Here is a 20,582-nt window from a genome sequence, read left to right as displayed (position 1 = left end):
ATTCAAATCACCATGGCCTATTCAACGTTCTGCCAGACCCAAAACGACCAGCTCAAGGAGCCGATGTTTTTCGGCCAATCGGTCAACGTGGCCCGTTATGACCAGCAAAAACACGAAGTGTTCGAACGGCTGATCGAAAAGCAGCTCTCCTTCTTCTGGCGCCCGGAAGAGGTGGACGTCTCCCACGACCGCATCGACTTCCAGGCCCTGCCGCCCCACGAGCAGCACATCTTCATCTCCAACCTGAAGTACCAGACCCTGCTGGACTCCATCCAGGGTCGCAGCCCCAACGTGGCGCTGCTGCCGCTGGTCTCCATCCCGGAGCTGGAAACCTGGATCGAGACCTGGGCCTTCTCGGAGACCATCCACTCTCGCTCCTACACCCACATCATCCGCAACATCGTCAACACCCCCGCCCAGGTGTTCGACGACATCGTCACCAACGAGCAGATCCTGAAGCGCGCCGGCTCCATCAGCCACTTCTACGATGATCTGATCGAGGCGACCGCGCTCTACAACCTGCACGGTGAAGGCACCCACCGGGTGGCCGGTCGTGACGTGACCATCACCCTGCGCGAGCTGAAAAAGAAACTCTACCTGTGCCTGATGAGCGTCAACGCGCTGGAAGCGATCCGCTTCTACGTCAGCTTCGCCTGCTCCTTCGCCTTCGCCGAGCGCGAGCTGATGGAGGGCAACGCCAAGATCATCAAGATGATCGCCCGCGACGAAGCGCTGCACCTGACCGGGACCCAGCACATGCTGAACCTGATGCGCAGCGGTCAGGACGACCCCGAAATGGCCGAGATTGCCGCCGAGTGCGAGCAGGCCTGCTTCGAGCTGTTCAAGGAAGCCGCCATCCAGGAGAAAGAGTGGGCCGAGTACCTGTTCCAGGACGGCTCCATGATCGGCCTGAACAAGGACATCCTCTGCCAGTACGTGGAGTACATCACCAACCTGCGCATGAATGCGGTGGGTCTGCAGCCAGCCTTTGCCGGTGCCAAGCAAAACCCGATCCCCTGGATCAACACCTGGCTGTCGTCCGACAACGTGCAGGTCGCCCCACAGGAAGTGGAAGTGAGCTCCTATCTGGTGGGTCAGATCGACAGCGAAGTGAATGCCGAAGACCTGGGTGATTTCGAGCTGTGAGTGACGCCACCGGCACGCTGACTCCTGCCCCGCACGCGGCTCCCGCCCAGAGCGACGCAGGCTCGCCACGGGTGCATACCCAGGATGGCGTGCTGCACGCCCATCCCGGCGAGAGCGTACTGGAAACCCTGGAGCGCCACGGTCATCACGTGGAGTTCCAGTGCCGCAGCGGCTATTGCGGCGCCTGCCGCACCCCGCTGCTGGCAGGCAAGGTGCACTATGCCGCCGTGCCGCTCGCCTTTGTATCGCAGGGAGAGTGCCTGCCCTGCTGCTGCAAACCGGTGGGCGCCATCCGGCTGGACATCAAGAAGCGCTGAGACCCCCTCAGGTTCGCGTCAGCAAACAAAAAGCCGCCGGATTACTCCGGCGGCTTTTTTACATCCCTCTCTATGCCTGGTGGGCGGGCGATGCCTGGTGGGCGGGCGGCTGATACACCACCCGCCCCTACAGGGCCTTACAGCCAGGGCGCGGCGGTCGGCCCATGGTGCAGACCCAGCTTCCAGACCCGGCCGAAGTGCTTGTAGTGACCGGCCGCGACACCGGCCTTCTCGCCCATGCCGTGGTAGAGGTCGAGGTGGCCCTTCTTCACCGCACCGCCCACATCCAGCGAGATCAACAGCCGCAGCTGGTGCTTGCCGGTCCAGTTGCCCTCTTTGTCCAGCAGCGGCACTTCCGCCAGGATTGGCGTGCCCATCGGCAGCAGAGTCTTGTCGGCGGCCACCGCCGCCATCGGCAGCAGCGGAATGCCGGCGGCCCCGATCACGTCGTTGGTGGGGCGACGCTCGAAGAAGACATAGGAGGGGTTCTGCTCCACCAGCTCCTTGACGCTCTCCTCCGGCTGACGGTTGGCCCACTCCTTGATGGCCTTCATGGACATCTGCTCCTTGGGCACTTCGCCACGATCGATCAGCACCCGGCCGATGCTGACATAACCGTGACCGTTCTTGCCGCTGTAACCCAGATATTGCAGCCGATCGTCGTCACCATAGTGAACGAAGCCCGAGCCCTGCACGTCCATCAGGAAATTGTCGATGAGGGATTTGCTGTAGCCCAGCTCCAGCCCACGGTTGGCCAGGGCCCCCTGGTGGATCTGGGCCCGGCTCGGGCAGCGCCCGCCGCATTTGGGCATGGCATAGATGGGGTACTTGTACTTGGCATCCGGGCGGTGACGCACCTCCAACACCGGCGAGTAGTAACCGGTGAACAGCACGTTGCCCATCCGATCCGAGCCACCCAGCTGGGCCAGGCTGATGCCGTAACGGGTGATCTGAGCGGGATCGCCGCCATTGGCCACCCAGCGGGAGAGTTGATGGTAAAGCTCGCCATAGCGGCGGGTCATCTTGCCGGAGCGCTCCAGCACCAGCCGGCTCTGGGGGCCGAACTTGCTGTAGTCGGCGCGCTGTCGGCTGTTGACCCGCTCCACTCGCACCAGATCATCAGGCAGGGGACCGTCCAGATACTGCTTGCCCAGATTTTCCGGCACCTCGCAGTTGAGAAAACATCTGGCATCGGGTTTGTTTTTGGGCACCTGGGCTTGCTCAGAGTTGCCTGCACAACCGGCCAACCCCAGCACTGCGGCGGTCAGCCAGTAAGCGTGTTTATTCATATGTCCTCATATAACACCAAGGGTTATGTTCGGCGGGGAAGATGCCAAATTTGCAGAGGGAAAGCAAACGCCTTCAGGCCTGGGACGGCGGATTTCTCCAAAGGGGATCTTCTGGGTTATAACAAGGTAACAGGGTGTGAGAGGCCATGGATGGAACAGCTCGAAATCTTCCCGCTGCAGAGCCCCTGCATCGGGGTCTGCGAAGTGAACAACAAGGGCTACTGCAAAGGGTGCCTGCGCAGCCGCGAGGAGCGTTTCAACTGGCTCACCATGAGCCATGCCCAGCAGCAAGAGGTGATGCGCCTGTGCCGTGGCCGCAAGGCGCGGGTGGAAGCCGCTCGCCGCAAGGCGCAGGAGGGGGCCCAACCCGAGCAGCCGGAGCAAGCTGGCTGGGATTTTTAAACCCAGCCCCTCTCTTATCCCTCTTTACCCCTCCCTTTGCGCCACCCGCACCAGCTCACTGAACGCCACGAACAGGTGATAGAAGGTGCTGGCCGGTGCATGGCCGGCCAACGGCGCCCCCGTCACATCCACCTGATCTAGCCACTGGCCCGGCAGCGCCGGCATCAGGTAATAGTCAAAGATCCGCCTCACCACTTCACCAATCCGGCGGACAATCTCAGCCTCCCCTCGCCGCTCGTAGGCTGCCAGCAGCGCCTTGAGCTGCTCGGTCTGACACCAGAGCCGGCTGGTCGCCCGATGGGGCCGCCCGTCATCGGTGAGTTCATCCAGCACCAGTCCGGTCGGCCCGTGGCCGTGAGTGGTGGCAAAGCGGGTCAGGATGGCGATCCCCTCGTCTATCTCGCGCTCACTCGGCCCACACTCCCACCCTTGCGCCAATGTCCGGTAACGGGCCAACAGCCAGCACCACTCGTAGTGATGGCCCGGGTCGATCAGGTGCGAATCGGGATGGGTCGGAAGCAGCCGCTCATCAAAGAACTCCCGCAGCAAGGCGGGCTCCAGCAAGCGCTGGCGAAACAGCTGATAGAGCCGATGGGCGCGCCCCTGCCAGTGCGGCTCATCAAAGCACTCCGCCGCCACCAGCAGCGCTTCGAACAGATGCATATGGGGATTTTGACTGCGCAGCGCGCTTGGCGGAAAGCGGGAGTGAAACCCACCGTACAGGGGATCGGCAAAGAGCAGTTCGATGGCCTGATAGCGCGACTCGGCCTGCTGCTGCCAGCGCGGCTCGCCGCTCAAGCGGTAGAGCCAGCACTCGGCGAGCAGGGCAAAGGCGTATTCGTAGCAGCACATCGAAGTGTCAGCAGGTGAGCCATCGGCATTGAGGGAAAACAGCTGGTTGCCGGCACCATCAGCAAAGTGCCTCATGCCGAACGTGGCGTAGCGCTCTGCCAGCTCGCCCCCTTCATACCAGCCGAGCAGGGCGGCGTGGCTGAACACATAGATCTGGCGACTCTGCACCCGAAAGCGAATGGGCTGCCAGAGCGGCGCGCCTGCGCCATCCAGCCCTTCGGCAAACAGCCCCCGCTCCCAATCAAAGCCGTTTGCCCCCCAGTGAGGCAGCGCCTCCTCCACCAGCCAGCGTCGACAGCGCTGCTCGGCCTCTCTTATCTCGTCATGCATCTCATCACCTCTCCAGCCAACCCATCATCCAGCCCATAAAAAGGGAGAGCCCTGCTCTCCCCTGTCTGTGCTCACCTCAACCCTTGAGCGGCCTAGAACAGTCCGACGGCGACCCCGACAAAGGCCACGACCAGCAACCCCAGCATGGCCTTGACCGGCGAGACGTTGCGTCTGGCCATCAGATACCAGGTGCCCAGCACCACCAGCAGCGGCATCAGTTTGGGAAAAATGCCGTCCAGCATGGCCTGCAGCTGGATGTTGACCCCGTCGGAGGTGACGAAATCGAGCCCGGTGGAGAGATTGACGTAACTGGCCGCCACCCCGCCCATCACGAAGACCCCGAGCAGGGAGAGCGCCTCGCGCAGCTTGACCGACTCCGAGCTCACCAGCGCCTCCACCGAGCCGGTCCCCATCCGGTAGCCCTTCATGAACAGCATGTAGGAGCCGGTGATGACGATGGCATTGAAGCTGATGATGTAAAAGAGCGGCCCCAGCACGCTGCCGCCGGCGGCCAGCGCCATGCCGATGCTGAGCAGAATGGGCACCAGCATGCCCGGGATCATGGAATCCCCGATCCCGGCGATGGGCCCCATCAACCCCACTTTCAGGGTGTTGATGGTCTCACCATCGATCCGCTCGCCGTTGGCCCGCTTCTCCTCCAGCCCCACCGCCAACCCGTTGATGATGGAGCCAAGCTGAGGCTCGGTGTTGTAGAAGGAGGCGTGACGCTTCATCGCCTCCGTCCGCTCCGCCTTGCCGGGATAGAGTTTTTTCAGCGCCGGCATCATGCCAAGGCAGAAGCCGAACGACTCGAGCCGCTCGAAGCTCATGGAGGAGAGGTTGTACATCATCCAGGCGCGCCAGCAGGCACGCAGATCCTTGGGAGTGAGGGCCACCGGCACCTTGTTCACCGGCTGGCCCGCTTGCAGCTTTGCGTCCATCAGAATTCATCCTCATCGTCGGTTTGGGTGGCAGCACGGGCAGCCGGTGCAGGGCGCGGCTCCGGCTTGTAGTTGTAGTGGATGAGCGCAAGCAAGGCGCCGATCATCACCAGCCCCACCATGTTGAGCTTGAGAAAGACGATGCCGACAAAGCCCACCAGGAAGTAGATCAGCATGCTGCTCTGCTTGATGATCTGCTTGAGCAGGATGGCGATGCCGACCGCCGGCAGGATACCGCCCACCACCGTCATGGTGCGGATCACCAGCTCCGGCAGGCTGTTCATGAAGCCTTCGATGTACTGGTTGCCAAAATAGACGGCGATGAAGGTGGGCACGAAGCGCAGCACGAAGTTGCTGGCCTGCGGGAAGATGGCGCTGTTGAGGTAGACCCCCTGCTCGTCCCCCTGCTCCAGCGCCACGTCGGCCCTGTGGTTCCAGTAGGAGTTGAGCACCATCATGAAGTTGAAGAGGATGGTGCCGGCGATGCCGATGGTGGCGGCAATAGCCACCGCCACTGACGGCTCCTTGCCCGACAGGATACCCAGCGCAATGGCCGGAAAGGCGACGAAGTTGAGATCCGCCGGCATGGAGCCACCCGGCGTCACCATGGCGATATAGACCGCCTGCACCGCCACCCCGATGAGGATCCCGGTCTGGATATCACCGAGGATGGCCCCCACCAGCATACCCGAGACCAGCGGACGGGTGATGGTGTACCAGCCCCCGGTCAATCCCAGCAACCAGGGGGTGCTGAGGGCGCCGAGATAACAGAGTATCCCGATGAGTGTTGCTTCCAGAAACATGATGTCTGCTCCCTATTTCAGCTTTTTCTGGGCATCCGCCCAGCTGTAGTGGCTGGCATCCGGCACCAGCCGAAAGTCAATGTCGTGGCCAAGGCCGGCCAGGTAGTCAAAGGCGGCGATCTCCTGCGCCGTGACCGACTGGTTGGGGCCTATGGTGGTGGTCTGTTCGCGGGCACTCATGGGCCCGACGTTGATCTTGCCGTTGTGGTTCTCAAGGGAGATGCCGCCGGCGCAGAGCCGCTGCAGGGTGACCGGCGACTTGCCGATCACGAAGTAGCGCTTGTCGCTGGCGATCACCTTGGGCAGCTTGGCAATCGCCGTCGCCACGTCGAACAGCCATACCCGGGTGTCCGGTACGGCACCGATCATCACCTGGGAGAGCAGCGGATCGGCCGCCACCTCGTCATCGATCGCGACGATGCCGTCGCAAGGCAGCTCCCTGGCCCAGCGCGTCACCAGCTGACCGTGGATCACCCGATCGTCAATGCGTACAAATGAAATGGCCATCTCGCTCTCCTAGAAGTTGTCGTCTTGCTGGTGCGCAGCCGCCGGGGCCGCGATCACCATGGATTCCAGCGCCTGAACCAGCAACTGGCGGGCCGCCTCGTGCACATCCACGGCATCCAGCAGCTCGGCGCTCATCAGCAGCATGGGGAAGTTGACCCCGGTCACCACCGCCAGTGGCTGTGGCCATTCGGGGTCAAACGCGAAGCGGCACGCCACGTTGTAGGGGGTGCCGCACTCCATGTCGCACAGCACCAGCACCCCGTCAGCCCCCGCGCCATGGCGGCGCAGGGTCTGTTCAAACTCGGTGCGAAAGGCCTCGATCCCCCCCTCTTCGGTGAGGGAGACGGTCGCCACAGCGGGCAGTTCGCCGTAAACCATGCTGGCGCTGGCCAGCAGGGCCGGCGCCAGTGAACCATGGGTTGCGATAAGGATCCTCAGCATCTTGGTTACCCCCTCACATAGGCCTTGATGGTGGCGATGGTCGCCCCTTCACTCTCGCCGCTCGGGCGGATGCGATAACGCCCTACCGAGGCCGGTACGATGAAGGTCTCGGCGTAGTGCACCACAAACGGTGCGAACGCATGGTCGGGACTCTCCACCGTCGCCTCCCGCCCCTCGATCAGATTGAGTACCTGCACGGTACCGCCGGTGTCGTGCTCCACCGGCACGCTGAACCAGTGGCGACGAGTCTCGATGAATTCCCGCTCGTGCAGCCCGGTGCGCTCCTCGCGCCAGCCCGGCCCCTCGGCAATGGGTTCGATGCGATTGACCAGGTGCTCACGGGTCCAGTCGCTGTCGCGCTCCCACTGGATCACCTTGCTGCCATGCTCCAGATGGATGGGGCGCGGGATGCCGTCGAGCCCGACCCGACCCCAGTCCCATAGCTTGAAGGTGAAGATGTAGGGGGTGGCGCTGATCTCGAGCACCATGGCTCCCTCCCCCGAGCAGTGGACAGTTCCGGCCGGGATCAGAAAGTGATCGTGTTTACGGGCCGGAAAACGGTTGATGAAGCGCTCGTCGTCGAAGGGCTTCTCGCCGCGCTGGGCGGCGGCCAGCTCCGCCAGCATCGCCTGCGGGTCGATACCGGTGCGGGTGCCGAGATAGACGCAGGCGTCCGGCTTGGTATCGAGCAGGTAGTAGCTCTCGTCCTGGGTGTAGTGCATGCCGAACTCCTGCTGGATGTATTCGGTCAGCGGATGCACCTGCAGGCTGAGCGGCTGCCCCCCCACCGTATCGAGAAAATCGAACCGGATCGGGAACTCGGCACCAAAGCGGGCATGTACCCGCTCCCCAAGCAGGGCGCTGGGCTCGCACAGCACCAGGTTTTGCGACGGGATCTCCACCCGCACCTCGCCAATGCGCAGGTAGAGGCTGTTCTCTTCCGGTACGCAATCAAAGCACCAGGCATAGTTGGGCTGAGCCGGGTCCAGATCGCACACCTGCTTCATCCACTGCCCGCCCCAGACCCCGGGGTCGAAGAAGGGCACCACCCGAAACGGCTGGCGCGCCGCCTGATGCAACCCCGCCAGTAGAGCCTGCCCCGTCACCAGGGTCGGCTTGCCTCGGGTGTTGGTGTCGAGCAGGAAATCGATGGTGGGCAGCTGGGCCAGTTTATGGCGGTCAAACACCCGCCACTCGATGAAGAAGGCGCGCTTGTAGCGGCGCAGTATGTCCTCCTCCTCGTTGCCGGCCCCCCAGTTGCCCAGCTCCCTGCGCCGCAGTCGCTGCTGGATCTCCCAGCGGGCGAGATCGGCATAGACCCGCACATCTCCTCTCGCCACCAGCGAAGCGCCACTGCCCATCACCACCACCAGGCCACCGGTTATCTCTGCGACCTGCTGCTGCAGGCGCGCCAGCGCGGCCGGGTCAAAAAACTCCACCATCTTGTGGGGGGCCAACACACCAAACACCCGGTCCTCGGTGATGAAGCGCTCCAGCATCGCCAGCACTTTTGATTCGGGCAGACGGGCCTGCTCCACATCTATAAGCGTGTGGGGCCCAAGCCTCGCCAGCAGCTGGCTACGCAGCTCGTCCTGATCCACGCCGTGATAGCAGTCGATCACCAGCACCACCCTTGCCCCACCTTGCCCGTCTGCCGCAGCCTGCAGTCGCCGGGCTATCTCATGCCAGCCGGCGCAGGCGGCGCCCTCATGGCCGGCGACCACCACTTCCGGGAATTTGTCGTAGTTGGAGACGTAACTCGAATGAATCATTGGCTTGCTCTCTCGTTGACACCTGGGAGAGAGATAAATCGATTAACCTGTTAACCACAACCTGATAAACAAGATTAACCTCATAAAATGGTGTATTTGATCGCCAACATGGGTGAAATATGTGATCGTGACAGCAATTTCATCATGGTACGTTAACAACGAAAGGTTAATCGATATACCTTTGAGGCCTACTCCCTGACAGGATCCATCCCATGAGCAATGTGACCATTGCCGACATCGCCCGCCATCTGGGGGTGTCGACTGCCACCGTCTCCATGACCCTGCGCAACAAGGGGCGCATCTCCGAGCACACCCGCCAGCGGGTACTCAGGGCCATCGACGAGCTCGGCTATGTCTACAACCAGACCGCCGCCAACCTGCGCAACAAGAGCAGCAACCAGGTCGGTCTGTTGCTGCACGACATCACCAACCCCTTCTATGCGGAGATGACGGCGGGCCTGAGCCGGGAGATGGAGCATCACGATCTGATGCTGTTTCTGGCCAACAGCGAGGAGTCGGCCACCCGGCAGCAGCAGTTCACCGACTCGCTGCAGCGCAACAACGCCGCCGGCATGGTGATCTGCGCCACCCAGACCACTCCCCGCAGCTTCTTCGAGAGCCTGCAGCGCCGCCGCATGCCCACCATTCTGATCGTGCGACCGGTGCCAGACGTGGCGATCGACTTCGTCGGCACCGACAACTTCCTGGGCTGCCAGCTGGCGACCGAACACCTGCTGAAGCTGGGTCACCGCCACATCGCCTTTGTCGGGGGCAATCCTGCCTCCATCAGTCGCTCCCAGCGCCTCGGCGGCTACATGAGCAAGTTGCTCGAACACGGCATCTCCCCAAGACCGGAGTGGATCATCGGCTGCGGCGCCAGCCGGGTGGAAGGCACTCGCGCCATCACGGCGCTGCTGGAACAGCATCCCGAGGTGACGGCGGCGGTCTGCTATCAGGACGTGGTGGCGCTCGGCGCCATTCTGGCGCTGCGCAAGCTGGGGAGGGTCATCGGTCAGGACGTTGCACTGGTGGGCTTTGACGATCTGCCGGAGACGGCGCTGGTGGACCCGCCCCTCACCACCGTCTCGGTGGCGTCGCGGGAGATCGGCCGAAAAGCTGGCGAGCTGCTGCTCGAGCGGATGGCCGGCAACGACGAACCGGCCAAGAGCATCATTCTGCCCCCCACCCTGGTGGTGCGCCAATCCTGCGGCAGCCCCTAGCAGGCCGCCGTAAGCCCTGCTTCAAGTGGCTTGCCCGGCAGAAGTGACAATGCGGGGCGTGCCATCCTCCCCGGCCAGCACCCGCAGGCCAAAGCCGCGCGCTCCCAGCGCTTCGTAATCGTGACCGGCGACGGCGGGCCACACCGCCAGCGCCGAGAGCTGCGTCGCGCCGGTGTTGATGAGTCGATGGGCCACATGGCCAGGGATATGGTGAACGCTGCCGGCAAAGACCCGCTCCAGCCGGCAGACACCGGCCATATCCTGCAGCAGCAACCCCCCCTGCCCGCACAACCCGAAGTAATATTCCGCCTGCTCGGCCCGCGCATGGAGATGACCGCGGGTCATGAAGAACTCCTGGCCAACCCGGCCCGCCTCCAGATAGGTGACCCCCATGTTGAGATCCCCCTCGCCGCCATGACCTGGCAACATGGCAACCCGGTAGAGCAGTGTCTCGGACGGGAGCGCCGCCGCGGCATGCGGGTCGGCAAACAGCCCCTGCAGGTCGGCCAGGGTGGTGCTCTTTTCCACCAGCTCGGCGCCAGCGAGTCTACCGGTCGCAAAGTCGAGAATCGGGGGGATCATGGGGGTCATTATCAGCTCCTGGGGATCGGGTTATCGGCAGGCGCAGCGGCGCCCTTCGGGGTTCCACGCTAGAGGGTTAATCCATTAACCACAAGCCAGGTTGCCCTACCCTCGTCACTTTTTTGGACAATAAATTTGGGCAATAAAAAAGCGGCCCAAAGGCCGCTCTCTTGTATGGCGTGTTGCTGACTAGCGGATTATGCCGTGGCCAGCTTGGCCTGCTCTTCACCGCGCTTGAGCATGGCGTAGGAGACACCGGTCAGCAGCGAGCCTGCCGCAATCGCCACGATATACATCATGACGTTGCTGATGGCGTGCGGGATGAACAGCACAAACAGACCGCCGTGGGGCGCCATCAGCTCGCAACCAAACAGCATGGAGAGCGCACCGGTCAGGGCGCCACCCACCATGCAGGCCGGGATGACCCGCATCGGATCCTTGGCGGCAAACGGAATGGCCCCCTCGGAGATGAAGCACAGACCCAGCACGAAGGAGGCCTTGCCCGCTTCCTGCTCCGCCTTGATGAACTTGGTGCGGGCCAGGAAGGTGGCGATCCCCATCCCCAGCGCTGGCACCATACCGGCGGCCATCACGGCAGCCATCGGGGCGTAAGTTTTGGAGGCCAACAGGCCGACCCCGAAGGCGTAAGCCGCCTTGTTGACCGGGCCACCCATGTCGAAGCACATCATGGCGCCGATGATGACACCCAGCAGCACGGCGTTGGCAGAGCCCATGTTGTTGAGGAAGGTGGTCATGGCATTCATGATGCCGGCCACCGGGCCACCCACCACATAGATCATCACCAGGCCGGTAAACAGGCTGGCAAACAGCGGAATGATCAGGATCGGCTTGAGCGCTTCCAGGGTCACCGGCAGGCGCACCTTGTCGCTCAGGTACTTGGCACTGTAACCGGCCAGGAAACCGGCCACGATGCCGCCAAGGAAACCGGCGCCCAGCGAGCTTGCCAGCATGCCGCCGATCATGCCGGGAGCGAGGCCCGGGCGATCAGCGATGGAGTAGGCAATGTAACCCGCCAGCACCGGGATCATCAGGGCGAAGGCGGAGCCGCCACCGATCTTCATCAGAGCCGCGGCCAGAGTGCCTTCCACCTTGAACGCCTCGATACCGAACACAAACGAGAGCGCGATGATGAGGCCGCCCGCCACCACCATCGGCAGCATGAAGGAGACACCGGTCAACAGGTGCTTGTAGGGGCCTGCTTTTTCCTCTTTCTTGGGCTGGCTGGCACCGCTGTGGCGATAGGTTTTCGCCTCACTCCACGCCTTGTCCAGCTCGGCGCGGGTTTTCTTGAGCGCCGCCCCCGTGCTGGTGCGATAGACCGGCTTGCCGTCGAAACGGGCCATGTCCACCTCGATATCGGTGGCGAGGAACACCAGATCGGCGGCTGCAATCTCCTCGGCAGTCAGGGCATTCTGGGCACCGACCGAGCCTTGAGTCTCGACGCGGATCTGATAACCCAGCTGTTTGGCCATGGTCTCCAGCGCTTCTGCCGACATAAAGGTGTGGGCCACCCCGGTCGGGCACGCTGTCACCGCCACGATGCGCTTGCCAGCGGCGGCCGGTTTGGCGGCAGCAACGGCGGAGGCGGCTTGGTGGCGATAGAGGCTGGCGCCGCTGGCGGCTGCCTCCAGCAAGGCGGCCGGATCCTGCAGGGCGAGATCCATGCTGCCCTGATAGACCCGCTTGCCGTCATAGGCGGCGAGATCCACCGGGGCGCTGGCGACAACCAGCACCAGGTCGGCCGCGGCAATCTGCTCCTTGCCCGGCACCTGGCGAGGCTGCACGCTGGAGCCGACGTCGAGGGTGAGCTCCCAGCCAGCCAGTTTGGCCTGCTGTTCTATCCGTTTTGCAGCGAGAAAGCTGGTGGCAATGCCCGCCGGGCAAGCCGTAACCAAGATTGCTTTCATTGGGCATCTCCTGAGTTTTCCATTGAGGGGGTATGGCATTGAACCGGAGCCAGCGCATCCAGACGCTGTACGCGCACCTGTTCAAGCAAGGGGTTGAGCACACTGATATCGCTAAAGCCGACCGCCACCTGGCTGACCGCCAGCGCCGAGACGGCGGTGGCCAGCCGCAGGGTCTGCTCCGGTGTCCAGCCAAGGCTGAGACCATGGGCGAGACCAGCCACCAGGGAATCGCCGGCACCGACCGTGCTGACCACCTGCATGCGCGGCGGAATCGCCTGCCAGACGGCATCCGGTGCAAACCAGATGAGGCCATCGGCGCCGTTGGAGATCACCACGTTGGGGATCCCGCTTGCCTGCAGCGCGCGGGCACACTCGGCCTGCTCGCTCAGGGTCTTGATGGGGCGGCCCGCCCACTGGCTCAGCTCTTCCAGATTGGGTTTGACCAGGGTCGGCGCCGCCTTGATCCCTTCGCTTAACGCCGCGCCGCTGCAATCGAAGATCACCTGCTTGCCTTTGGCCTTGAGCAGGCGGATCAGATGGGCGCAGTAATCGGGGGCCACCCCTTTGGGCAGGCTGCCCGCCAGCACGAACCAGTCGGCGCGCGCTGCCAGTTCGTCGATGGCCTGCTCCAGCGCGCCCACCTCCCCTTGCTGGATGGTGAGCCCCGGCAGATTGAGATCGGTGACCCGACCGGATTGCTCGGAGATCTTGACGTTGATGCGGGTGCTGCCCGCGACACGGACAAAGTGATCATCCAGCGCTCGCTCGGCAAACAGGGAGACAAAGCTCTGCTCATTGTCTGCGCCAAGCCAGCCAGTGACGCCCACTTCACGGCCCAAGTCCTTGAGCACCATGGCGACGTTGATCCCCTTGCCCGCCGCACGCAGGTTGGCCTCGCTCACCAGATTCACCTCGCCCAGACTCATCGCCTCGAGGCGGGTGGTGAGATCGAGCGCAGGGTTGAGGGTGATGGTCACTATGTCCATCAGTGCGCCCCCTCGCCCAGCCCGGCCGCAATGGCGGCGCCGATGCCCTTGAGCGCCGCTTCGGCATCCGGGCCTTCGACGCGAAACGCCAGACGGTGCCCGCACTTGACGCCCAGGCCGATGACCTTCATCAGGCTCTTGGCGGAGACCGCCTCGCCGCTGCCATCCAGATTCGCTACCCGGATATCGGATTCATACTCCTTGGCCACCTTGACCAGCATGGCGCCCGGACGAGCGTGCAACCCATGGGGGTTGATGATGGTGAAGGTGTCACTGAGACCGCTGGCCGGCCCCGCTTGCAGCATGGCCAACCCCTCGCCACCTGCCAGCGTAGCCAGCTGACCGGCAGCGGCCAGTTTGGCCAGGTTGTCGAGTTGCGCCAGATGGCCGCTGTCGGCGGCGCACAGCAGCAGCAGGGCGCTGACCGGCAGCTCCCCTGCGCTCAGTGCAGTGCTCGGCGTCGCCAGCACCCAGCCAGTCTGAGCCGCTTGTGCCCGCGCCAGCCAGATGCCCTCGCCCAGGTAGGCGGGTTCACTTGCCAGCAGGGCGCTCACCATGGCGGCATCGCCCCAGCCGGCGGATTTGGCGCGGGCGGCTGCGCCCAGCAGCAGCTGGTCGCGATCGTCCGCCGGGAAGTCGGCCAAAGCCAGGAACTGCACCTCTTTGGGCGCCGTCGCACCGGTCAGGATATTGATGATGGTGTCGGCATCGGTGGCCTCTTTCAATTGCGCCGCCGCCTGCTCATCACCCAGCACGTGGGTGAGCTGGCGCAAAATGCCCAGATGCTCGTCGGACTTGGCGGCGATGCCGATGGCGACGTAGGCGATCTGCCCCTCATCCCACTCGATCCCCTGCGGGAACTGGGCCACCATGACGCCGGTGTTCTTCACCAGATGCCGGGTGTCGGTGGTGCCGTGGGGAATGGCGATGCCGCTGCCAAGATAGGTGGCGTGCTGCGCTTCACGCGCCAGCATGCCATCTACATACCCCGCTTCCACCAGACCGGCTTCGGTCAGTTTGCCTGCCAACAGGGCAATGGCTTCGGCCTTGGTCGCCACCGACTGCCCCAGCAGGATCTGCTGTCGCGCCAACTTCAACATAGAGATTCTCCATCAGGTGCCGGGCGGCCTGACCGTACCGGCTCATCAAACATAACCATTCGTGCCACTCGCCTGCTGACAATAGACCGGATTGCATCCCTTCGCGGGTCATACCCGATTTTTATGCCCGGCCATCGATTGTCTACTGACAAGCTGAATCGTTTCACTTACACTCAGACTGAATCGTTTCAGCGAATTGATCAAGTACCCACAAAGAGTGCTTTTCAATGATATGATCCCGCGCACACTTTTCGGTGCCCTCACCAGGCAGTGCCCGTGGGCCTTGCAACTCAAACAGAGCCAACATGATGAAACTGGATGAAATCGCCGCCCTCGCCGGTGTCTCGCGCACCACGGCCAGCTATGTGATCAATGGCAAGGCCGACCAATACCGCATCAGCCAGGCCACCCGCGACAAGGTGATGGCGGTGGTCACCGCCCACAACTACCAGCCGGACAGCCGCGCCGCCTCCCTGCGCGGTGGCCAGACCAAGACCCTGGGCTTCATCCTGCCCGACCTGGAGAACGCCAGTTACGCCAAGCTCGCCAAACGGCTGGAGCAAGGGGCGCGGGTACAGGGCTATCAGCTGCTGATCGTCTGCTCGGAAGATGACCCCGCCACCGAGAAGGAGCTGGCCGAGATGCTGGCCAGCCGCCACGTGGATGCGCTGCTGGTGGCCAGTTGCCTGCCACCCGAAGATCCCTTCTACCTCGGCCTGCAGACGCGCGGCATCCAGGTGCTCGCCATCGACCGGGCCATGGCGGCCGACAAGTTCGTCACCGTGGCCAGCGAAAACCAGAAGGCGAGCTGCGATCTCACCGCCTCCCTGCTCTCGCCGGCAATCAAGCACATCGCCCTGATCACCGCGCTGCCGGCGCTCACGATCAGCCGTGAACGCAAGGCAGGCTTCGAGCAGGCCGTCGCCAGCCACAGTACGGCTTGCCATCTGTGTGAAGGGGCCCACTTCTCCCGCGCCGAAGGCTACCGCCTGATCAAGACGCTGCATCAGCAGCTCGGCCAGCTGCCCCAGGCACTGGTGGCCACCTCCTACATCCTGATGGAGGGGGTGCTCGACTATCTGCTGGAACAAGAGACCGACATGAGCCGACTGGCCATGGCCACCTTCGGCGACGATCGCCTGCTCGATTTTCTCCCCTTCGGCATCAACTCCCTGCCCCAGCAACACGATGCCCTCGCCAGCCAAGCGCTGGAGCTGGCCCTCAAGGCGATTGGCGGTGAATATCAGTGCGGGCTGCACTATGTGAGCCGGACCCTCAAGCGCCGCCGTTAATCCTCTCTGCATCGCGCGCTGCTGCGACCCGGTTCGCAGCGGCGCGTTTTTTCACCAGTCGAAGCGCACTCCTGTCATCTTTTATTTCCACTTATTCTGTCCACCCAGTACAAAATCCGCCTTTACACGCTTGTATCCAACATTTTAATTCGCTAAGTTGGCAACCATCTTTTACAACCAGCGGATTTTTCGTAACGATGGGTTCACTCCGATATTGCTAGCCTCCGGTCTCGACCCCGGAGGCGCCTTGCCAACACCTCATATGCCTGCTGCGCACGGCGCAGTTTCTCGATTCGGATGGACACCATGAATACCAAAACCCTGGGATGTACCCTGTTGATTGCCGGCACCACCATAGGCGCCGGCATGCTGGCCCTGCCGCTGGCTTCCTCCTCCCTTGGCGGACCCGCCACCCTGCTGCTGATGATCGGCCTGTGGGGCCTGATGGCCTTTACCGCCATGCTGCAGGTGGAAGCCAGCCTCAACACCGGCAAGTGGTACCTGCACCAGCTGGCGGATCACCTGCTCGGCCCCTGGGGCAAGCGCATTGCCTCCTTCTGCATCCTGATGTTGTTCTACTCACTGGCCTCCGCCTACATCAGCGGCGGCAGCAGCCTGCTGGCCCAGGCGCTGGCCGATGCCGGCCTGCCCCTCAGCCAGGAGCAGGCGGCCTGGGCCTTTACCCTGCTGTTTGGCGGCATGGTCTGCGTCGGCACCAAGCAAGTGGATTACCTCAACCGACTGATGTTCACCGTCAAGCTGGTGATCATGGTGGCCGTCCTAGGTCTGCTGCTGCCGCGCGCCGAGGGGCAGCACCTGCTCTCCATGCCGCTCGGTCAGGGCTTGTTGCTGGCAGGCCTGCCGGTCATCTTCACCTCGTTCGGTTTTCACGGCTCCATCCCGAGCGTGATGCTCTACCTGGGGGACTGCCCCAAGCAGCTGCGCCGGGTCTTCGTGTGGGGCTCCGCCCTGCCGCTCATCCTCTATGTGCTGTGGCAAGTGGCCATCCTGGGGCTGCTCGGTCAACAATCCCTGATCCAGACCGGCGGGGCGCTGGACAGCCTGTTGGCCAACGTCGGCAATCTGGTAAGCTGGCCCGCCTTCAACCAGGCGATGCACCTGTTCGCCGATCTGGCGCTGGCCACCTCCTTCCTCGGGGTGACGCTGGGACTGTTCGACTTCATGGCCAAGGTGACCCGTCGCAAGGACAACTGGCAGGGCCGCACCCAAACCGGCCTCATCACCTTTGTGCCGCCCCTGCTGTTTGCCCTCTACTTCCCGCAGGGCTTCATCATGGCGCTCGGCTACGCCGCCATCGCGCTGGCGGTGCTGGCGGTACTGCTGCCGGTGGCCCTGGTGTGGCAGAGCCGCAAGCAGGCCGAGGCGCATCACTACCGCGCCCCGGGCGGCGTGCTGGCCCTGGGCCTTGCCGGCGCCATGGGTGTGCTGATCGTCGGGGTGCAGATAAGCGTCAGCATGGGATTGCTGCCCGCGCTCTAAGCCAGAGCCGGTGCATGCCCTAAACAAAAGCGCAAAAGCCCCACCAACCCAGTTGGCGGGGCTTTTTCTATGCCATCGGTATATGCCATCGATATAAAGGGGTCCGCCTGCGCGGTGCTCATCTCCTTGATGCATCAAACGTTCATATATGCACCATGTATCGACGCCCTGTATATATGTGAATAGTTCTTGTACACTGATAACAGATCGCCTTTTTGGCAACAGAATACACGCTCAATCCCGCAAGGAGCCTGACATGGTCGCAACCGCACACGTTCAACGGCAAGATGGCGCCGTTGATCCCAGCAAGGCGCTGCCGGTGGTGTTTCGCATCCTCGACAAATGGCAGTGCAACACAGATGAACAGTTGCGACTACTCGGTATCTCTTCGCGTTCAACTTTGAACAAGTACAAGGAGTCCCACGGCGGGATCAGACTGAGTGCGGATCTGCAGGAGCGAATGAGCTACCTGCTCAACATTCACAAGAGCCTGCGGATACTGTTCAGCGCGGACGAGAGCATCTATGGCTGGGTGCGCAAGTCCAACAGCCACCCCTTCTTTGCCGGCCGCAGCGCCATGGAGGTGATGCAGGGTGGCCGCGTGGCCGATCTCTATGAGGTCGCTACCCGCCTGCACGCCTGGCGCGGAGGCATGGCCTGATGCAGACTCCCCCGCAGCGCGCTTTCAAGGACGAGTCAGCCTACCGGATCATCCCGAGCCGCTACCCCACCATCTGCCTCTATGAGGATGTGGCCAACGCCGACGAACTGGAGGCGGTCTGGGCCATCGAGGCGCTGACCAACGACAGGCTGAGGGAAGAGGCCGGCGAGCTGACGCGGGTGCCGAAAGCAGACTGGCTGGTGGGCTTGGCTGGCGGCAGCCATGTGATGGCCGCCTTCACCCACCTCAATCCGGAGGGGGCCCGCTTCACCACCGGTGATTTTGGCGGTTATTACTGCGCCCCCAGCCTCGACACCGCCATCAAGGAGACGGTCTACCACCAGGAGCGCGTCTTCGGCTATACCCGTGAACCCGCCCAGAAAGTGCAGATGCGGGTGATCCATGCCGAGTTCAGCGCCAGCCTGATCGACATTACCGGCGAAGCATTTCTCGCCACACCGCTCTACCATGCTACCGACTACGGGTATTCCCAGGCCTTCGCCCGCGAGCAGAAAGACCTGGATGTCGACGGCATCTGTTATCGCTCGGTGCGCCACAGCGGCCACGACTGCTACCTGCTCTATCGCCCGCGCCTGGTCAATCGCGTCCATCAGCCCCGCCATCTGGAGTACCACTGGAACGGCAGCGCCATCGCCAACGTGCTGCAGATCACCCTCTATGGCGAGTGATGGGCACTGCCGCCTCACTCGACCGACTCCCGGATATAGAAAAGCCCCGCCAGAGTGGCGGGGCTTTTTGCATCAACCGAGCGGGGAGCAGGCTCCCTGGCCGCTTACTGGTTGTGGGTAGCGCGACGGGGACGACGAGCCTGAGCCGGTTTGCCGGCGCCGCCTTCCGGGCGCTGGCCACCCTGGGGCTTGGGCTTGCCACCGTTGCCGGAGCGGTTACCGCCGCCATTGCCACCGTTGGCAGAGCGACCGGCGCCCTGACGCTGGCCTTGACCTTGCGGGCGCGGTGCACGGCGCTGCTCGCTCGGATCGCGCGGCTCTTTGCGCAGCGGCGCGCCGATGCCACGGGCGATGTTGTCCAAGGTCTCGCGGGAGGCTTCAAAACCGGCCACCTGCTCGCACGGAATGTTCTGCTTGGTCAGCCGCTCGATGGCCTTGATGAGCTTGCCCTCATCGGCCGCGACCAGGGAGATGGCGTGACCGGCGGCGCCGGCACGGCCGGTACGGCCGATACGGTGCACGTAATCTTCCGCCACGTTCGGCAGCTCGAAGTTCACTACCTGCGGCAGTTTGTCGATGTCCAGGCCACGGGCGGCGATGTCGGTCGCCACCAGCACCTTGACGCTGCCATCCTTGAAACCGGCCAGGGCGCGGGTACGGGCACCCTGGCTCTTGTTGCCGTGGATGGCGGCGGCGCTGACGCCGTTCTTGTCGAGGGTCTCGGCAACACGGTTGGCCATGTGCTTGGTACGGGTGAACACCAGTACCTGCTGCCAGTTGTTGCTGGTGACCAGGTGGCTCAGCAGGGCAATCTTGTTGGCCTTGTCACAGGGGTGCACCAGCTGCTCGATACGCTCGGCGGTGCTGTTGCGTGGGGCGACTTCGATCACCGCCGGGTTGTCCAGCAAACCGGTGGCCAGCTCGCGGATCTCGTCGGCGAAGGTGGCGGAGAACAGCAGGTTCTGGCGCTTCTTCGGCAGCAGGGCCAGGATGCGGCGGATGTCGCGGATAAAGCCCATGTCGAGCATGCGATCCGCTTCGTCCAGCACCAGGATTTCCACTTCGTCGAACTTGACGGCGTTCTGGTTGTACAGATCCATCAGGCGGCCCGGGCAGGCCACCAGCACGTCCAGACCACGGCGGGTCGCCATCATCTGCGGGTTGATGCTCACGCCGCCAAATACCACGTGGCTGCGGATCGGCAGGTGTTTGCCGTAGTTGCGCACGCTCTCGCCCACCTGGGCGGCCAGCTCGCGGGTCGGGGTCAGCACCAGGGCACGGATGCGATTCGGGGAGACCTTGCGCTTGCTTTCAGTCAGACGCTGCAGCATCGGCAGGGTAAAACCTGCGGTCTTGCCGGTCCCGGTCTGAGCGGCGGCCATCAGATCACGGCCAGCCAGTACCGCCGGGATCGCTTGTTGCTGAATGGGAGACGGGGTGTCGTAGCCTTGCTCGGCAACGGCACGCAACAAGGGTTCGGCCAGACCGAGGGAAGTAAAACTCATAGTTACCTGCTAGGGATAGGGGCGCCGACAATCCGGGATGGGGCTCCTCTGCTGAGCCGATGCCATCTCGCCAGACTCGGGCCTGTTGAGAACACAACGATTTCCCCGGGGAGCAGAGCAAAGGGGAAAGAATAGGGGCGCAGTCTAACGGAGTTATTGAGGAGAAACGAGAAAAATGTGACGTTCCTCCCAGCATGTTTGCCAAAAGCAGGTCACCGTCCCGCCCGGAAAAGCCGCTCAAGAACTCATTCGAATCAGGCTATGCTTGATGCCAGATAACGGCGATACCGCCGCATCCATCATGTACAAGGAGGTTCAG

At 63.2% G+C, this 20,582-nt stretch carries 20 protein-coding genes; 8 read left to right on the top strand and 12 right to left on the bottom strand.

What is annotated here, in order from left to right; translation table 11 throughout:
- The first annotated feature begins 12 nt into the window (after nucleotides 1-12).
- Nucleotides 13-1,146, top strand: a complete 1,134-nt coding sequence (gene nrdB, locus PG881_RS14735; protein WP_011706176.1) for a class Ia ribonucleoside-diphosphate reductase subunit beta — start codon at nucleotides 13-15, stop codon at nucleotides 1,144-1,146.
- Nucleotides 1,143-1,463 (top strand): class I ribonucleotide reductase maintenance protein YfaE, encoded by a 321-nt coding sequence (yfaE, locus tag PG881_RS14730; RefSeq protein ID WP_016350654.1) that lies wholly within the window; start codon nucleotides 1,143-1,145, stop codon nucleotides 1,461-1,463. Before nrdB ends, yfaE begins: the two co-directional genes overlap by 4 nt.
- Before the next feature lie 137 nt (nucleotides 1,464-1,600).
- Here yfaE and mltA read toward each other — a convergent pair whose 3' ends face one another.
- Nucleotides 1,601-2,752 carry a murein transglycosylase A gene (gene mltA / locus PG881_RS14725; RefSeq protein ID WP_270800924.1) on the bottom strand — a complete coding sequence of 384 codons (1,152 nt, stop codon included), beginning with the start codon at nucleotides 2,750-2,752 and terminating at the stop codon, nucleotides 1,601-1,603.
- Nucleotides 2,753-2,902: 150 nt separating this feature from the next.
- On the opposite strand from mltA, the gene PG881_RS14720 reads away from it, so the two are divergent.
- Nucleotides 2,903-3,154: a DUF1289 domain-containing protein gene (locus PG881_RS14720; RefSeq protein WP_065477558.1), complete on the top strand. Its 252-nt coding sequence runs from the start codon at nucleotides 2,903-2,905 to the stop codon at nucleotides 3,152-3,154.
- Between the two features lie 24 nt (nucleotides 3,155-3,178).
- Here the strand turns inward: PG881_RS14720 and PG881_RS14715 are convergent, their stop codons facing one another.
- The 6 genes from PG881_RS14715 to PG881_RS14690 all read right to left on the bottom strand — a co-directional run bounded on the left by PG881_RS14715 (nucleotide 3,179) and on the right by PG881_RS14690 (nucleotide 8,800).
- Nucleotides 3,179-4,336 (bottom strand): AGE family epimerase/isomerase, encoded by a 1,158-nt coding sequence (locus PG881_RS14715; RefSeq protein WP_270800920.1) that lies wholly within the window; start codon nucleotides 4,334-4,336, stop codon nucleotides 3,179-3,181.
- Between the two features lie 92 nt (nucleotides 4,337-4,428).
- A complete protein-coding gene (locus tag PG881_RS14710) occupies nucleotides 4,429-5,277 on the bottom strand; it encodes a PTS system mannose/fructose/sorbose family transporter subunit IID (protein ID WP_270800918.1) in 849 nt (282 codons plus the stop codon).
- Nucleotides 5,277-6,080: a PTS mannose/fructose/sorbose/N-acetylgalactosamine transporter subunit IIC gene (locus PG881_RS14705; protein ID WP_124251823.1), complete on the bottom strand. Its 804-nt coding sequence runs from the start codon at nucleotides 6,078-6,080 to the stop codon at nucleotides 5,277-5,279. Before PG881_RS14705 ends, PG881_RS14710 begins: the two co-directional genes overlap by 1 nt.
- 12 nt (nucleotides 6,081-6,092) lie before the next feature.
- On the bottom strand, nucleotides 6,093-6,587 hold the full coding sequence (locus tag PG881_RS14700) for a PTS system mannose/fructose/N-acetylgalactosamine-transporter subunit IIB (RefSeq protein ID WP_124251824.1): 495 nt from the start codon (nucleotides 6,585-6,587) through the stop codon (nucleotides 6,093-6,095).
- Between the two features lie 9 nt (nucleotides 6,588-6,596).
- Nucleotides 6,597-7,028: a PTS sugar transporter subunit IIA gene (locus PG881_RS14695; RefSeq protein ID WP_268031019.1), complete on the bottom strand. Its 432-nt coding sequence runs from the start codon at nucleotides 7,026-7,028 to the stop codon at nucleotides 6,597-6,599.
- Nucleotides 7,029-7,033: 5 nt separating this feature from the next.
- On the bottom strand, nucleotides 7,034-8,800 hold the full coding sequence (locus tag PG881_RS14690; RefSeq protein ID WP_270800909.1) for a class I mannose-6-phosphate isomerase: 1,767 nt from the start codon (nucleotides 8,798-8,800) through the stop codon (nucleotides 7,034-7,036).
- A gap of 212 nt (nucleotides 8,801-9,012) precedes the next feature.
- Between PG881_RS14690 and PG881_RS14685 the strand changes: the two genes are divergently transcribed.
- On the top strand, nucleotides 9,013-10,020 hold the full coding sequence (locus PG881_RS14685; protein ID WP_270800907.1) for a LacI family DNA-binding transcriptional regulator: 1,008 nt from the start codon (nucleotides 9,013-9,015) through the stop codon (nucleotides 10,018-10,020).
- A gap of 21 nt (nucleotides 10,021-10,041) precedes the next feature.
- Here PG881_RS14685 and PG881_RS14680 read toward each other — a convergent pair whose 3' ends face one another.
- The 4 genes from PG881_RS14680 to fruB all read right to left on the bottom strand — a co-directional run bounded on the left by PG881_RS14680 (nucleotide 10,042) and on the right by fruB (nucleotide 14,616).
- Complete coding sequence (locus PG881_RS14680; RefSeq protein WP_270800905.1) at nucleotides 10,042-10,611, bottom strand: glucose-6-phosphate isomerase family protein; 570 nt, start codon at nucleotides 10,609-10,611, stop codon at nucleotides 10,042-10,044.
- Between the two features lie 188 nt (nucleotides 10,612-10,799).
- The gene (fruA, locus tag PG881_RS14675) at nucleotides 10,800-12,530 is read right to left on the bottom strand and encodes a PTS fructose transporter subunit IIBC (protein ID WP_270800903.1); all 1,731 of its coding nucleotides are present in this window, start codon (nucleotides 12,528-12,530) and stop codon (nucleotides 10,800-10,802) included.
- The gene (gene pfkB, locus PG881_RS14670) at nucleotides 12,527-13,516 is read right to left on the bottom strand and encodes a 1-phosphofructokinase (RefSeq protein WP_270800901.1); all 990 of its coding nucleotides are present in this window, start codon (nucleotides 13,514-13,516) and stop codon (nucleotides 12,527-12,529) included. Before pfkB ends, fruA begins: the two co-directional genes overlap by 4 nt.
- Entirely contained in the window at nucleotides 13,516-14,616 is a 1,101-nt protein-coding gene (gene fruB, locus PG881_RS14665; protein ID WP_106552638.1) for a fused PTS fructose transporter subunit IIA/HPr protein, read from the bottom strand. The genes pfkB and fruB overlap by 1 nt, the downstream gene beginning before the upstream one ends.
- 305 nt (nucleotides 14,617-14,921) lie before the next feature.
- On the opposite strand from fruB, the gene cra reads away from it, so the two are divergent.
- From cra to PG881_RS14645, 4 genes are all read left to right on the top strand, one after another.
- A complete protein-coding gene (cra, locus tag PG881_RS14660) occupies nucleotides 14,922-15,908 on the top strand; it encodes a catabolite repressor/activator (RefSeq protein WP_017410145.1) in 987 nt (328 codons plus the stop codon).
- A gap of 306 nt (nucleotides 15,909-16,214) precedes the next feature.
- On the top strand, nucleotides 16,215-17,408 hold the full coding sequence (locus PG881_RS14655) for an aromatic amino acid transport family protein (protein WP_049047099.1): 1,194 nt from the start codon (nucleotides 16,215-16,217) through the stop codon (nucleotides 17,406-17,408).
- Nucleotides 17,409-17,664: 256 nt separating this feature from the next.
- Nucleotides 17,665-18,069, top strand: coding sequence for an MbcA/ParS/Xre antitoxin family protein (locus PG881_RS14650; RefSeq protein ID WP_207136287.1), 405 nt, complete (start codon nucleotides 17,665-17,667; stop codon nucleotides 18,067-18,069).
- Complete coding sequence (locus tag PG881_RS14645) at nucleotides 18,069-18,758, top strand: RES family NAD+ phosphorylase (protein WP_270800892.1); 690 nt, start codon at nucleotides 18,069-18,071, stop codon at nucleotides 18,756-18,758. Before PG881_RS14650 ends, PG881_RS14645 begins: the two co-directional genes overlap by 1 nt.
- Before the next feature lie 104 nt (nucleotides 18,759-18,862).
- Here PG881_RS14645 and PG881_RS14640 read toward each other — a convergent pair whose 3' ends face one another.
- Nucleotides 18,863-20,263, bottom strand: a complete 1,401-nt coding sequence (locus PG881_RS14640) for a DEAD/DEAH box helicase (RefSeq protein WP_011706195.1) — start codon at nucleotides 20,261-20,263, stop codon at nucleotides 18,863-18,865.
- Nucleotides 20,264-20,582 lie beyond the last annotated feature (319 nt).

This window comes from Aeromonas sp. QDB54, assembly GCF_027707385.1.
GTDB classification, from domain to species: Bacteria; Pseudomonadota; Gammaproteobacteria; order Enterobacterales; family Aeromonadaceae; genus Aeromonas; species Aeromonas hydrophila.
The sequence above is the reverse complement of the archived record's forward strand: the minus strand, read 5'-3'. Positions and strand labels throughout refer to the sequence as shown.